13 protein-coding genes and 1 tRNA gene are annotated in these 14,943 nt (G+C 51.9%); 6 read left to right on the forward strand and 8 right to left on the reverse strand.

Going from position 1 to position 14,943, the window contains the following annotated elements; genetic code table 11:
- Positions 1-28: 28 nt before the first annotated feature.
- Entirely contained in the window at positions 29-1,057 is a 1,029-nt protein-coding gene (locus FW415_RS04645) for a COX15/CtaA family protein (RefSeq protein ID WP_148383123.1), read from the reverse strand.
- A 96-nt stretch (positions 1,058-1,153) separates the two neighbouring features.
- Here FW415_RS04645 and FW415_RS04650 point away from each other — a divergent pair, with 96 nt between their 5' ends.
- The 4 genes from FW415_RS04650 to recA all read left to right on the forward strand — a co-directional run bounded on the left by FW415_RS04650 (position 1,154) and on the right by recA (position 5,235).
- Entirely contained in the window at positions 1,154-1,765 is a 612-nt protein-coding gene (locus FW415_RS04650; protein WP_148383124.1) for a ribonuclease HII, read from the forward strand.
- Between the two features lie 12 nt (positions 1,766-1,777).
- Positions 1,778-3,262 (forward strand): RNA polymerase factor sigma-54, encoded by a 1,485-nt coding sequence (gene rpoN, locus FW415_RS04655; protein WP_148383125.1) that lies wholly within the window; start codon positions 1,778-1,780, stop codon positions 3,260-3,262.
- A gap of 8 nt (positions 3,263-3,270) precedes the next feature.
- Positions 3,271-3,933 carry a phosphatase PAP2 family protein gene (locus tag FW415_RS04660; protein WP_148383126.1) on the forward strand — a complete coding sequence of 221 codons (663 nt, stop codon included), beginning with the start codon at positions 3,271-3,273 and terminating at the stop codon, positions 3,931-3,933.
- Positions 3,934-4,230: 297 nt separating this feature from the next.
- Positions 4,231-5,235: a recombinase RecA gene (gene recA, locus FW415_RS04665; protein ID WP_148383127.1), complete on the forward strand. Its 1,005-nt coding sequence runs from the start codon at positions 4,231-4,233 to the stop codon at positions 5,233-5,235.
- A gap of 278 nt (positions 5,236-5,513) precedes the next feature.
- On the opposite strand, the gene FW415_RS04670 is transcribed toward recA, so the two are convergent.
- From FW415_RS04670 to FW415_RS04680, 3 genes are all read right to left on the reverse strand, one after another.
- Positions 5,514-6,287, reverse strand: coding sequence for a DUF72 domain-containing protein (locus tag FW415_RS04670; protein WP_148383128.1), 774 nt, complete (start codon positions 6,285-6,287; stop codon positions 5,514-5,516).
- Between the two features lie 105 nt (positions 6,288-6,392).
- Positions 6,393-6,977, reverse strand: a complete 585-nt coding sequence (locus tag FW415_RS04675) for an NAD(P)H-dependent oxidoreductase (RefSeq protein ID WP_148383129.1) — start codon at positions 6,975-6,977, stop codon at positions 6,393-6,395.
- Between the two features lie 44 nt (positions 6,978-7,021).
- Positions 7,022-7,648 (reverse strand): Crp/Fnr family transcriptional regulator, encoded by a 627-nt coding sequence (locus FW415_RS04680; RefSeq protein ID WP_148383130.1) that lies wholly within the window; start codon positions 7,646-7,648, stop codon positions 7,022-7,024.
- A 60-nt stretch (positions 7,649-7,708) separates the two neighbouring features.
- Here FW415_RS04680 and FW415_RS04685 point away from each other — a divergent pair, with 60 nt between their 5' ends.
- Complete coding sequence (locus FW415_RS04685) at positions 7,709-8,902, forward strand: J domain-containing protein (protein ID WP_148383131.1); 1,194 nt, start codon at positions 7,709-7,711, stop codon at positions 8,900-8,902.
- On the opposite strand, the gene FW415_RS04690 is transcribed toward FW415_RS04685, so the two are convergent.
- The 3 genes from FW415_RS04690 to FW415_RS04700 form a co-directional block, all read right to left on the reverse strand.
- Positions 8,902-8,975: transfer RNA gene (locus FW415_RS04690), tRNA-Thr, on the reverse strand. The two genes, FW415_RS04685 and FW415_RS04690, sit on opposite strands and share 1 nt — an antisense overlap.
- 8 nt (positions 8,976-8,983) lie before the next feature.
- A complete protein-coding gene (obgE, locus tag FW415_RS04695; protein WP_148383132.1) occupies positions 8,984-9,991 on the reverse strand; it encodes a GTPase ObgE in 1,008 nt (335 codons plus the stop codon).
- Positions 9,992-10,265: 274 nt separating this feature from the next.
- Positions 10,266-10,859 (reverse strand): adenylate kinase, encoded by a 594-nt coding sequence (locus FW415_RS04700; RefSeq protein WP_148383133.1) that lies wholly within the window; start codon positions 10,857-10,859, stop codon positions 10,266-10,268.
- Between the two features lie 344 nt (positions 10,860-11,203).
- Between FW415_RS04700 and FW415_RS04705 the strand changes: the two genes are divergently transcribed.
- Positions 11,204-14,227, forward strand: coding sequence for a glycoside hydrolase family 3 N-terminal domain-containing protein (locus FW415_RS04705; RefSeq protein ID WP_148383134.1), 3,024 nt, complete (start codon positions 11,204-11,206; stop codon positions 14,225-14,227).
- A 146-nt stretch (positions 14,228-14,373) separates the two neighbouring features.
- Here the strand turns inward: FW415_RS04705 and FW415_RS04710 are convergent, their stop codons facing one another.
- Positions 14,374-14,829 (reverse strand): hypothetical protein, encoded by a 456-nt coding sequence (locus tag FW415_RS04710; protein WP_148383135.1) that lies wholly within the window; start codon positions 14,827-14,829, stop codon positions 14,374-14,376.
- Positions 14,830-14,943 lie beyond the last annotated feature (114 nt).

The following is a 14,943-nucleotide window of genomic DNA, read 5'->3' on the forward strand; positions in this document are numbered from 1 at the left end:
GGATTTACATAATAAACAAATTCATAATTTATTTTTTTGTCTTGAAGCGGGCCCAGACCATCACCATCAGCAGCAACATGCCCACGAACTGGTGTGCCAGTGCGAAGCCCAGCGGGATCTTTACAGCACTGTTCAGCACCGTCAGCACCCCCAGGAACACCTGCAGCAGCACTACCAGCAAAGCCAGTATGCGCACTGCGGCCAATTGGGGAAACCTGCGGCTTTTTACGTACCATACGGCGATCAGCGCTGTCAGCAAATAAGCCAGCCCGCGGTGGATGAACTGGATGGTGATCCGGTTATGGGTGATATCCTCCAGGAAGCCGCCCTGGGTAAACATGCCCCCGGGCCACCACATGCCGTTGATGGTGGGCCAGGTGCTGGCGGCGAGCGCAGCGTGGATGCCCGCCATGAAGGCGCCGTAGATCAGCTGCAGGGTCAGCAGGGCCAGTATCCATCCCGCCAGATTCCGGAGAGCAGGGGCGGAAACGGTTTGCTGCGGCGGTATGGATAGCTTCAGTGCAAACCAGAGCGTGTACCATAGCAGGCCGAGCGCCGCTATAAAGTGAATGGCTAAACGAATATGACTGACGTACAGGTCCTCCTCATTCAGGCCGCTTTGCACCATCACCCATCCGATCAGCCCCTGCAGCGCGCCCAGCAGAAAGAGAACGATCATGGGGCCGATCATGCTTCTGCCGATCTTTTTCCGGATAATAAAATAGATAAAAGGCACGGCGAAAACGATACCGATCAGCCGCGCCCAGTTCCGGTGCAGCCACTCCCAGAAGTAGATCCATTTGAAGTCGGACAGCTCAAAATGGCTGTTGACATATTTATATTGTGCAATTTCCTTGTATTGTTCGAAAGCGGCTTTCCAGGCGTCCTCATTCATCGGCGGCAGCGCACCCAATATGGGTTTCCATTCCGTAATGGAAAGCCCCGAACCTGTGAGCCGCGTGATCCCGCCCAGCAACACCTGCACGATGATCATTCCCACACCCGTAAAAAGCCAGGCCACAATGGCCCTGTTCTGCTTATTTTGCTGTATGTCCATAAACCCTGCAAAATTAGGGGGAAATTGCCGGGCGGAGGGATGATTTTTGTCAATCCCTTTGATTTTGTAATTTTAGCGCGAATAAAAACTGTTAACTTGTTACTGCCATATTACCAGGATGCATTGACCGAGGCCGGATGCGATGAAGCCGGAAGAGGTTGCCTCGCGGGCCCCGTATTTGCCGCTGCGGTAATATTGCCAAGGGATTTCCACCATCCCCTGCTCAATGATTCCAAGCAAACGAAAGTATGCGACAGGGATACGCTGAGGATGGTGATCGAAGCGGAAGCGATAGCCTTCGCCGTAGCCAGCATCGACAATGAGGAAATAGACCGGATCAACATCCTGAAAGCCTCATTCAAGGCCATGCACGAGGCTTTGGCACGATTATCGCTACAGCCCCAGATGTTACTGATAGACGGTAACCGTTTTCATCCCTATGGCAATATCCCGCATACCTGCGTTGTCCAGGGCGATGGCAAATATGCATCCATAGCGGCAGCTTCAATCCTGGCAAAAACCTACCGGGACGAATATATGCAGCGGTTGCACGAGCAGTTCCCGCATTACGGCTGGAAGGAAAACAAGGGGTATCCAACCCGCTTTCACCGGGATGCCATAAGGCAACACGGCGATACGCCCTACCACCGGAGGACGTTCAGATTGTTACCGGACCAGCTAAGCCTTGAAGGGGATGAAAAGTGGTAAAAGAAACGAGCCATGTTAAAGCAAACGCAACAACAGAAACTATTACAGAAATTATCACCGCAACAGATTCAGCTGATGAAACTGTTGCAGGTACCCACGGCCGTGCTGGAAGAACGCATCAAGGAAGAACTGGAAGAAAACCCTGCCCTTGAATACAGCGAAGACGGCCAGGAAGATGATTTCAAGGAGAACAGCGAGGAATTTGAAGCCGGTTCGGAAGACGAGTTTGAACCCGATGGCAGCGAAAACGAATACGATAATATCGACATTTCAGAATACGTTTCAGAAGGGGATGATGAAATTGCGGATTATAAGCTGCGCGATGATAATTATCCTGACCCGGATGAGAACCGTACCATCCCCGTCCGCGTGGAAACCACCTTTCACGACCATCTGCTGACGCAGCTGGGTATGCTCAGCCTGGACGGCGACCGGCAACGCATCGCGGAGCAGATCATCGGCAGCATAGATGATGACGGGTATCTCCGGCGCGAAGTAAGCGCCATTGTGGACGATCTTTCCTTTTCACAGAACGTGCAGACGGATGAAGAGGAAATACGCCAGCTGATAAAGCTCATCCAGCAGTTCGATCCCGCGGGCGTTTGCTGCACGGACCTGAAGGAATGCCTGCTTCTGCAACTGCGGCGCAAAAACCCCGAAGACCCCGGCGTGATCACCGCCACCCAGATACTCGATCACTACTTCGAAGAATTCACCAAAAAACATTACGAAAAGATCCAGCGCTCCCTCAATCTTTCGGATGAAGACCTGAAAGAGGCCATCGGACAGATCATCAAGCTCAATCCCAAACCCGGCGGCAACTATAGTTTGCTGAACAAGGCGGAGAGTTACGTGATCCCGGATTTTTTCATCCTCAATAACAACGGAAAACTGGAGCTTTCCCTGAACAGCAAGAACGCGCCGGACCTCCGGATCTCCGAAGGCTACCGGGACATGCTGCGGGAATACGACCGTGGCGATAAAAAGGACAAGCGCCAGAAAGAAGCCGTGCTGTTCATCAAACAGAAGATCGATGCCGCCAAGTGGTTCATAGACGCCATCAAGCAGCGGCAACATACCCTGCTCAGCACCATGGAGGCCATCATGAACTATCAGTACGAGTTCTTCCTTACCGGTGATGAGACCACCATGCGCCCCATGATCCTGAAAGATATTGCGGACGTTACCCAGCTGGATATCTCAACCGTCAGCCGTGTAGCCAACAGCAAGTTCGTACAAACGGAATTCGGCACCTTCAAGCTGAAGTTCTTCTTCTCTGAATCATTGTCTACCGACAGCGGCGAGGAAGTATCCACCCGCGAAGTAAAAAAGATACTGGCGGATATGATCGGCGGAGAGAACAAACGCAAACCGCTGAGCGACGAGAATCTCACCAAAATGTTGCAGGACAAGGGGTACAACATCGCGCGCCGTACCGTGGCAAAATACCGCGAGCAACTCAATATTCCTGTAGCACGTTTACGCAAAGAATTATAAAAACTTTCATGGAAGAGCGCACCACCGTTAAATTTTCGCCCGGCCTGCGGGCAGCAGCACAGGTATTTTCTTATCTCCTGCACCCCCTGTTCATTCCCCTGCTTATCACGCTGATCGCAGTTACCGCTCTGCCGGAGTACTTCGTTAATTTCAAACAGATCAGCCTCCGTTTCCCGTATGATGCGCTCTTCTTTCGCGTGATCGTTACCTGCCTGCTCTTTCCCCTGCTGGTAGTGGTGCTCGCGCGGCTGCTGCGGTTTGTGGACAGCATACAGCTCAGCGGGCAGCGGGACCGTATCATTCCCTATGTAGGTACCATTATTTTTTATTTCTGGGCTTTTTATACCTTCAAACGCCAGGGCATCAGCCCGGGTTTCTACAACGCATTTTTCCTCGGCATCTTCATTTCCGTCGTTGTTTCTTTTGTTGCCAACAGTTTCGTGAAGATCAGCATGCATACCGTAGGCTGGGGCGGCGTGCTGGGTTTTCTGCTCGCCCTGATGTGGGGGCTGGGCATGAACGTATCCATCCCGCTGGCAGTAGCCTTCATCCTCGCCGGCCTTGCCGCCACAGCGCGCCTGGTGCTGAATGCGCATACGCCGGGTGAAGTATATGCAGGCTTCATCGTGGGCATTCTCTCCCAATTGATCGCCTACGCTATCGTCGGTTAGTTGCTGGCAGCCGGCTGAAAATCGCAGCCAGACATCGTTGCGTCGCACACTTCATCTTTTTGTGCAATGCCGGGCAACGCTTTTCGTGCAAAAAAAATAAATTTTCCGCTACGCATGTTCCGTGCGTAAAAGCGATGCACCTTTGTATCGTCCTTTGCGTGTTACCCCAAATTCAAACACAAAAAACGGATACTATTAATATTAGCAATCAAATTAAAAATGCTAAATTTTTTAGGATGATTCGAAAATTGGATTATATTTGCACAATCAATAACTACTAACCTAAACGTACCAAAGATGTCAAACGTTAACGCAGATAAACTGAAGGCGCTCCGTCTTACGATGGACAAGATCGAAAAGGATTTCGGCAAGGGATCCGTGATGATGATGGGAGAAAAGGCAGAGGCGCCGATGGAGGTGATCTCCACCGGATCATTGGGACTGGATATTGCGCTCGGTATCGGTGGTTTCCCCAAAGGCCGTATCATCGAGATCTACGGTCCTGAATCTTCCGGTAAGACCACCGTGGCTATACATACAATTGCAGAAGCACAAAAGAAAGGCGGCATTTGCGCCATCGTCGATGCGGAACACGCATTCGACAGCTCATATGCCCGCAGGCTGGGTGTGGATGTGGATTCACTCCTGATCTCCCAGCCGGACCATGGTGAGCAGGCGCTTGAGATCGCAGACCGCCTGATCCTTTCCGGCGCGGTAGATGTAGTCGTAATCGATTCCGTGGCAGCGCTGGTACCGAAAGGTGAGCTGGAAGGTGAAATGGGCGAAAGCAAAATGGGCCTCCAGGCACGTCTGATGTCCCAGGCATTGCGGAAACTCACGGCCACTATTTCCAAAACGAACAGCTGCTGCATTTTCATCAACCAGCTGCGGGAAAAGATCGGTGTGATGTTCGGTAACCCGGAAACCACTACCGGCGGTAACGCCCTCAAATTCTACGCTTCCGTGCGCCTGGATATCCGCCGTATGAGCCAGATCAAGGACGGCGATGAAGCGGTAGGTAACCGCGTAAAAGTAAAAGTTGTCAAAAATAAAGTTGCACCTCCCTTCCGTCAGGCTGAGTTCGATATTATCTATGGCCTGGGCATCTCCAAAGTGGGCGAGCTGATCGATATGGGTGTGGAATATGGTATCGTCCAGAAAAGCGGTAGCTGGTTCAGCTACGAAGGCAACAAACTGGGCCAGGGCCGCGATGCCGTCAAGCAACTCCTGCTGGATAACCCTGAAGTGGCTAACGAAATAGAAGCCAAGATCAAGGCAAAACTGGCAGAACAACAGGCATAAATAATTTCAATGCAGCAAAAACTAGCCCGTTGACAACCGCTGCAGCGAAGAAGAGTTAAACGTTAATTAGAAAGATTAAACGTTTGTTTGGGTTAGTTAGTAAAAGGTCCGTTGTCCAGCGGACCTTTTCGTTTTTCATCAGGGCCTCTGTCCCGCGGACTTTTTCGTTTTTCATCAGCGTCTCTGCCCGGCGGACCTTTTCATTTTTCACCGGGGTCTCATCAGCACATTTTGCTCATCCCCATACCCGTTCATTGCTCCCGGCCTTCTTTTCCGGATCAAATAGCCCGTTTCCCCGCCATCCCTTCAAGGATATATTTTTCCAGCAACCGCGCATTTTCGATCGAATAACCATAAAAATCATTATTGAAGAAGATCCACAGCTCATGGCCATCCCGCAGCCAGCGTACGCACTTCCGCGCATAAGCCAGCAGGGTATTGTGGTGATAGCTGGACGCATATAACTTGCCCGGCCCGTGAAAACGGATGTAGATATGCCGGGCTGTAACCATTTCGTGATACGGAAAAGGCATGCCGGACTGGGCAATGACCAATGTTATATCGAATTGTTGCAGTAATTGCACACTTTGGGGTTCCAGCCAGCTCTCATGCCTGATCTCCAATGCAAACGCATATTCCCCGTAATTTTTTTTCAGCAGCTCGAAAAACGGCCGGGCAACTTCAACATGAAAGGGAACATGCGCAGGCAGCTGTATCAGCACCGGACCGAGTTTTTCCTTTACAGGGTCAAAGCGGTCGAAGAACAAACGCAGGCTTTCCGCTGCATCACGTAATTTCTGATAATGACTGACATAGCGGCTCAGCTTCGGGCAGAACCGGAAATCCTCCGGCACCGCTGCTGCCCAGTTCAATACAGTCTGCGCTTTGGGCAAATGATAAAAGCTGGTATTGATCTCCACACATTGGAATTCCCGGCTGTAATATTCCAGGTATTGAACCGGCTTGAGCTTCTCCGGATAGTAAAGCCCCTTCCAGTCCTTATAGCTCCATCCGGAAGTGCCGATGTGCAGGTGTTTCCTTAAATCCTTCATGCAGCCGTTTACGGCATGTCATTCAATATTGGTGCCTGTGTCACGGTCTTTCATGTTGCGCATGTTGTACATGGCGTGGCATGTCATTCAATATTGGTGCCTGTGTCATATGCCTTTGCCGCCAAGGCGACGGATTTTTTCCAGCCATTTCCCTAGCTGTACTTCCTTTTTCCAGCGCACCTGGCTGATGGTGGTGATCCTGACCGGCTTCACACCACAAAAAGCCAGCGTAGCCTGCTTCATGGCATGATGCCCTGCTGCGCGATACACCAGGGCATTATACCAGGCGGGGCTATCCATCGTTGTGATCAGCCGGGCCGATCTTCCTTTCAGCAGTTTATCCCAGAACACGGAATCTTTGCGGTATTGAAAGGCTTTTCCGGGCAGGAACACCCTGTCAATAAAGCCCTTCATCAGTGCCGGCATAACGCCCCACCAGGTGGGGTACACCCAGACCATATGATCGCACCACTGCAGCCTTTCCCAGGCCATTTCCAGATCCGGCTCCCAGGGTGTGCGCTGCTTGTAGCCGTATTGCAATACGGGATTGAATTGCAGCTGGTTCAGGGATAACAGATAAACCTCATGTCCCGCCGCGGCAGCCCCATCCCGGTAAGCCTCCGCAACCGACCGGCAGAAACTGTTATCGTCCGGGTGCGCCATGATGATCAGTATTTTCTTTGCTTGCATGATACAAAGGTGAGCATTCCACCGTCTGCTTTTTTTGACAAAAGTCAAATTCCCGAATGATAGCGGTCTGACCCGCCCCATTTTGCCCGGATACGGCTTAGTGTGGCGGGAGTAATACCAAGATAGGATGCAAGATACCCCAGTGGCGTGCGTTGGAGTAGCGCGGGGTTATTCATGAGCAGATCCTGGTAGCGTTCTTCCGCTGTTTGAAAACGAAGCGAACGTAACGCCGCTTCCTGCTCAAGGTAATAGCGGCTGATCATCAAACGGCCCAGCCGTTCGACCTCGTGAAACTCATTATAAAGCAGTTCCAGATCATTGTAGGCAATGGATATCACCTCACTTTCCTCAACGGTCTCGATGCTGTAATAGGAAGGCTGATGGCTCAACAGGCTGTCCATCGCGCACAAAACACTGTTTTCCATACCCAACGCAATTGTTACCTCTTTCCCCTGGTGGTGGTGATAGCTACGCAGCAGCCCCTTTGAAACAATATAAAGATGGGCCGCCACCCGGTGCTGTTGATGAAGCAGATGCCTGCGGGGATATTTCTCCTGGTAGAGGCAGCAGCTCATAGCAGCCATGGCCTCGGGGGAAAGCGGTGTTACCGCGTGAAAGAAGCGCAGCATTGATTCAATGGCGGGATTATATAATTGTTCCTTCGTTGCCACAGTACCAAGGTAACAATAAATGGGGCTTAAATACCGTTCGATTTTGTATGTTGTGTACGCATGCGTGATTATTACTACATACTGGGCGTAGATGAGAACGCTTCCCCTGACCAGATCAAAAGCGCATTCAGAAAGCTATCCATGAAATTCCATCCCGACAAGAACAACGGGGAGAAATTCTATGAAAACCGGTTCAAAGCCATTCTCGAAGCCTGGGACGTACTTTCTGATCCGGCCAGAAAAGCAGGGTATGACCGCCAGCTGAAAAGGTTCCGTACAGCCGCAGAAAGCATCGCGTATAAAGATGCTTTGATCCGGAGGTACGAAGCTGAATTGCGGCAGCGTTCGCCGTCTGTCCGGCAAACAGGGCAACCGAGTTATCTGGCGAATTCCCGCATGCCTGTCCGCATGATCATCATTACGGCCGGCATCATGATATTGTTTTTTGTTTCGCTTTACCTGTTTGCGCCGCGTGACCCAGAATTGCCTGGCAAGAAACGTTATGCCCTGGTGCCTGATACGGAAGACGCTCTGCCGGCGGCAGCTGTTAAAACAGGAATGCCCGTTCCGCTGCAGGATATGCGGCTGCTCTGGGATGGGAAGCCGGTCAGCCTCAGGGAAATTCTGGAAAGCCCGCGTCATTACCGCAGCAATTATTCCACGACTGATATTAACGGCGATGACATCCCCGAACTGCTGGTCACCTACCACACCGGGGGAGCGCATTGCTGCAATGTCGATCACCTTTTTGTGCTGAACGAAGCTGACCGGTTTGAACTGGCCTTTTCTTATATCGGCGGGCTGTATGTTTTGGGGAACAAGCTGACGCTGTACTTTTATCAGGATATTGGCGAATATCACAGCTGCTACAGCTGTACGGTTTCCGGAAAGCTGCCCCGGCAGGATGTAAACGCGGAAATAAACACTTTTTTCGAGGGAGGGAAACCGGTATTGGCGGAAACCGACACACAGCTTAACGCGTCCATCGTGGTAAACCTCGCCTACCTCTCAGGCCGCGGTATCCCGCCCCTTGATGCCCGTGGAAGGGACGACGGCAGCCGCAAGGAGATCATGCTGCATATGATCGCCTATCATTTTAACAATCACGACGCGGTTAAAACGAAAGCGTTGTTTGACCAATATTACAGGTGGGATGATCATGCTGCAAGATGGAAAGATCTGCAGACGATGATCAGCAGGTACGAAGAGATCATTTTTTCCAATGCCGCTTACAGGAAGAAGCAGATTTTCTGAGCCACCCATCGGGATCGAACCGACGACCTGTTATTTACGAAACAACCGCTCTGACCAACTGAGCTAGGGTGGCTGGTAAATTTATATTGACGACGGGCTTACTTCGGCGTTCAGCGCGTCCCATAATACATCTTTAAGCTCCTGCAGGCCGGTTTGGGTGACCGCGGAGATGAACACATGCGGGATGTTTGGCGGCAGCTCTGCAGCAATAGCGGCCTTCAGTTCATCATCCAGCATGTCGCTTTTGCTGATAGCGATCAGGAACTGTTTGTCCAGCATTTCCGGGTTGTATTGTTCCAGCTCATTTACCAGCACATTATATTCTTTGCGATGGTCCGCACTGTCCGCCGGGATCACAAAAAGCAGCACGGCATTTCTTTCAATATGCCGCAGGAAGCGGTGTCCCAGGCCTTTTCCTTCATGTGCGCCTTCAATGATGCCGGGGAGGTCTGCCATGCAGAAGGATTTGTCTTCCCGGTAAGCCACCATGCCCAGTTGCGGGGTAAGGGTGGTGAACGCATAGTTGGCGATCTTCGGCCTGGCCGCAGTGATCGCTGAAAGGAGGGTGGATTTCCCGGCATTGGGGAATCCTACCAGTCCCACATCCGCCAGCACTTTCAGTTCCAGCAGCTTCCATCCTTCGCGGCCGGGCTCTCCGGGCTGGGCGTATTCAGGAGCCTGGTTGGTGGCGCTTTTGAAGTACGCATTGCCGCGCCCCCCCTGCCCGCCTGGCATGAAGATCACTTCCTGCCCTTCTTCCATGATCTCCGCTTCCACTTCGCCGGTTTCCTCATCCCGTACGATGGTGCCCAGCGGCACTTCAATGATGATATCCTTGCCATTGGCGCCCGTGCAGTTGTCCCCACTGCCGTTCTCGCCGTTCTCCGCGATCACATTCTTGTACCAGCGCAGGTGCAGCAAGGTCCATAACTGGCCATTGCCTTTAAGGATAAGGTGCCCGCCGCGGCCGCCGTCGCCGCCATCAGGGCCTGCCATCGCCTTGAACTTGGTGCGCATGAAATGCCTGCTGCCCGCGCCGCCATGGCCGGATTTACAAAATACCCTGATATAGTCTACAAAATTCTCCATAATTCAATCTCCCGTTTGCGGGCAGGACTCGCGTATGTTGTCAGCAAAAATAGCCCTAAATGTATTTACTGTAAAAAGCAAAACGCAAAGATCGTAAAGTTTCGCTTTACATGATCTTTGCGTTTTGAAAGCATGCAGAAGGCTGCCCTCTTTTATGCCGTTATCCGGTGGGAGGAAGCTTCGGGTATCCGCCGCTCCGGCTCCTTCAGATATTGTTTAAAAATGTTTGCCGGCCTGAACTTTTCCCTTGCGGGGCAAAGCTCCCGGGGCCTGGCTATACTCTTTCCCTTTCACCTACCAGCAGGTCTATTTCCTTGCACAGCAGCTCAAAGGTCGCTTCAATCGTTCCATCGCCCTTAACTTTCCTCAGCTTGCCGAATTTGGCATAATGGTCCGCTACCGGGGCGGTTTTGTTATGATATTCCACGATGCGGTTCTTTACCACGCCTTCGTTGGCATCATCGCTGCGGCCGGAGGTCTGCCCGCGTTCCAGCAGGCGGCGCACCAGTTCGTCTTCCGGCACTTCCAGGCTCAGCACCATGGAAATGGCTGTTTTTTTGAGCGAAAGGAGCTTGTCCAGCGCATCAGCCTGTGCCGTAGTACGGGGGAACCCGTCGAATATAAAGCCCCTGGCATCGGGGTTGGCGTCCAGTTTTGAGCTGATCATCCCGATCACCACTTCATCCGGCACCAGGTTGCCCTGGTCCATGAACTTTTTTGCTTCCATCCCAAGCGGCGTTTTGTCCGCGATCTCTGAACGCAGCAGATCTCCGGTTGACAGGTGGAGAAGTCCGTATTTCTCAATGATGTTGGCACTCTGAGTTCCTTTTCCGCTTCCGGGAGGGCCAAATAAAATAAGATTGACCATGTTCTTCGATAATGTGTTCAATACGTAAGCCGGGGCTCACATGTAAGGTAAACAAGTTACAGTTCTTCTGTAACTTTTGTAAGCTGCAAATATAACAAACAATTGAATGTATTGGTAATTAAATTCAAATTGCTTGAATAACATGAAATAATAATGGAAAATAGTAAATAGATTTTAATAAATAAAGCAAAATGATAGACGAATTAAAAAAACATTCTTCCACTATACGGTAAACATCTCCCAGACGGTCTTTAATATGAAATCTGGCCGTAATGTATTAACCGCCAGTCACTTTTATCGCTGCTACAGCTGTTTTAGCAGCACAAATTTTGTATGTTTATATCATGATGAAGCAAATTTTGGTATTAGGACTCACGGGGCTGCTACTCTCCGCAAACGGGAACCCGGGCCCGGCATCATACATCCAGCCATTACAGCAGGAAAAGCCGGCTCCAACGCCGGCAGAGCGATGGGTAGACAGTGTATTCAATTCCCTCAGCCATGAGGAACGGATCGCACAGCTGATCATGATCCGCATGCACTCTAATCTGGGTGCGGACCATATAGCCTCCGTCATGGCGGATATCCGCAATAACAAGATAGGAGGGCTGGTGACCTTCCAGGGCGGCCCGGTGAGGCAGGCGCATCTGGTGAACAGGTATCAGGCCATGAGCAAAGTACCGCTGCTGGTGGCGGTGGACGGTGAATGGGGCCTGGGCATGCGCTTTGTGGACAGCGTGATCTCCTTCCCAAGGAACCTTATGCTGGGCGCGGTGCAGGACAGCACCCTGATCTACGAAGTGGGGAAGGCCATCGGCGAACAGTGTAAACGCATGGGCATCCAGTACAACTTTGCGCCTGTGCTCGATGTCAACAACAATCCCGAGAACCCGGTGATCAACGACCGTTCCTTCGGGGAAGACAAATACCAGGTGGCCCGCCACGGTGTGGCCATGATCAAAGGCATGCAGGACGCGGGAATTATGGCCTGCGCCAAGCATTTTCCAGGGCATGGGGACACGGACGTTGATTCCCACTATGATCTGCCTTCCATCAACAAATCTCTCGCAGAACTGGACTCACTCGAGTTATACCCTTTCCGCAGAGCCATAGAGGCCGGTGTGGGATCGATCATGATCGCGCACCTGTATATCCCCGCTATCGATAAAAAAGCCAACACGCCCACATCCATCTCTTATAAAGCTGTGACCAACCTGCTGCAGAAAGACCTGGGTTTTGACGGCCTGATCGTGACGGATGCGCTGGAGATGAAAGGGATTTCCAAGTACTACAGCAAAGGGCAGGAATCGCTCCAGTCCCTGCTGGCCGGGAACGACCTGATGGAACTGCCTTCCACGGCCAAGGGCAGCATCACCGCCATTGCGCAGGCCATCAGAAAAGGCGCCATCAGCAGGAATGAAGTCTACCGCCGCGTTAAAAAAGTGTTGCGGGCGAAATATGAACTGGGCCTGCACGATCTTAAGCCGATAGATCCCGCTAATATCACGAACGACCTGAATGCAGCCGTGCTGCCGTTACGGGAACGCATATCCCGAAACGCGATCACGCTGCTGCGGAACGATAACCACCTGTTGCCCTTCAAAGCGGTTGACGCCACCCAGAAGATCGCCGTGCTTTCAGTGGGGGTAGACGGCAATAACACTTTCCTGGATGCGGTGAAGGAATACCGGCCCGAGGTGGATTCCTACGTGTTTTCCTCCCGTCAGTCCGCCACGCAGATCCCGGCCATGGTAAAGCGTTTGAAAGACAACTATGAAGCAGTGATCATCGCTGTTCAGAATTATAGCCGCAGACCCGCAAATGATTACGGGCTTAACCGCGCCTCGCGTCAGCTCATCAATCAGCTGCAGGAGGAAATGCCGGCAGTGACGATCGCGTTCGGGAACCCTTATGCGATCCGCTATTTCTGCGATGCCACCACCATTATTGCCGCATACGAGGATGACAGCATTACACATAAGGCTACGGCCCGGGTGCTGTTCGGCCAGGCTGAGCCAAAAGGCAGGCTGCCGGTAACGGTTTGCGACAACTATCATTTCGGGGCGGGTATCACCGCCATCATCCCGCCACCGCCGCCGCCGGCATTACTGCCATCCGCCACGCCGGAATCCGTGGGGCTGGACGGCCGGATACTGGAACGTATCGACTCGCTTGCCTATGATATGATCGATAAAGGCGCCGCTCCGGGTTGCCAGATCCTGGCACTGAAAGACGGCAAGATGATCTACAATAAAAATTTCGGGCATTATGATTACAGCCAGCGGGAAGCCGTCACCGAAAACTCGGTATATGACCTGGCATCCGTGACCAAGATATGCGCCACCACTTTGTCGGTCATGCGCCTTTATGATGAGGGGAAGCTGGACCTGGACAGTACCCTGGGCAAGTATCTGGTATGGGTAAGGGGGAGTGACAAGGAAAAGCTGCGCATCCGGGACATCCTGCTGCATCAGGCGGGATTGGTCTCCTATATCCCGTTCTACCGGGAAACGCTGTATCCCAATGGCTGGCCTGATACCATGGTCTACAAGCCTGTTCTGGATTCCACCTATTCCGTCAGGGTAGCGGAAAGCCTGTATATGGCCCCTGCCTTTATCGATACGATCAAACGCCGTATCCTGGACAGCCGGATAAAACCATCCGGCAGGGCCTATGTGTACAGCGATAACGATTTTATTTTTCTCGGCAAGGTGGTGGAGGCAGTTTCCGGCATGCGGCTGGACCGGTATGTGCGGGAAACATTTTATGAGCCGCTTGGGTTGCTGACCACCGGTTTCGGGCCGCGCAGCCGTTTGCCGCTGAAGCAGCTGGTGCCTACAGAGTTCGAAAATTATTTCCGGGTGCAATGGATCCGCGGGGATGTACATGACCCGGGGGCCGCCATGTTCGGCGGTATTGCCGGTCATGCCGGGCTTTTCTCCAACGCTACTGATATTGCGGTGCTGATGCAAATGATGCTGAATGGCGGAAGCTTCGGTGGGCAGGAATACATCAAGCCCGAAACCATCCGGCTGTTCTCTGCCTATGGCAGCACCATCAGCCGCCGCGGCCTGGGTTTCGACAAGCCGGAGAAGGATAACCTCACCCGCAGGCCCAACCAGGCATATCCCTGTAAAAGCGCATCGCCGCTTACTTTCGGTCATACGGGTTTTACCGGGACCTGTGTATGGGCCGACCCTCAGTACAACCTGGTATTCGTATATCTGAGCAATCGCGTATGCCCTAACGGTGGCGCAAACACGAAAATATCGCAGCTGAACGTGCGGGGAAATATGATGGAAGTGCTGTATGATGCGATGGTGGACAAAAGCGCCATGAGCAACGGCCTGCTGTCCGGGAATTTCTGATGACCGAAAAGGAAATGCAAAAGGCTGTACCAAAAGTATGCTGGCCGGATCTTATCCGGTTGCCTGACGGCGGGATCATCGTTTGCACGATTCGCAAGCCGTCAAGATTACTTTTAGTACAGCCCCTCCTTTTTTGGGAATATTAATTACTCTACTGAAGCTCTCCGGCGGATCACCGTTTGCGTTCTGATGTCAACGGCTTTTTCCAGCTTGCTTTTACCATTGCGCACCTCGAATGTATAAGATCCATCGTCCAGCTTGTCCATATTATACCGGGCAACAATCCTGGATGAAGCAGCGTCCAGCACTTCCCTGTGCAGGGTGTTATTATTCGCATCACGGATGAAAAGTGTCAGTTTCTCCCCTGCCGGGTTGTCGATCTGAACAAGGAAACGGAGGTCTCCGGTGTTTTCCTGCTGGATATCCAGCTTATATTTTTTGATCATGTCATTCGTCTCTACCGGGGCAACTTTTGTCTTGCTGTTTTTGCTGCCGGCGAAGGCAAATGTTTCCTGCTGTGCGGAAGCCTGCATGGAGAGGCCAAGTACGAGCACTGTAGCCGTAAAGAATCGTTTTGGTGAGAAAACAATACTGTGTTTCATAGTCTTGTTAAAATTTAAATAGTTAACTCTGTGGGTCTTTGTAAGTAATTTTTTACAGCACAAAGTTCTGAGGCTATCATTAACGCAACATTAAGGGGGCATTAAGTAAATATG

Origin of the sequence: Chitinophaga sp. XS-30, from assembly GCF_008086345.1 — a bacterium.
Lineage (GTDB): Bacteria > Bacteroidota > Bacteroidia > Chitinophagales > Chitinophagaceae > Chitinophaga.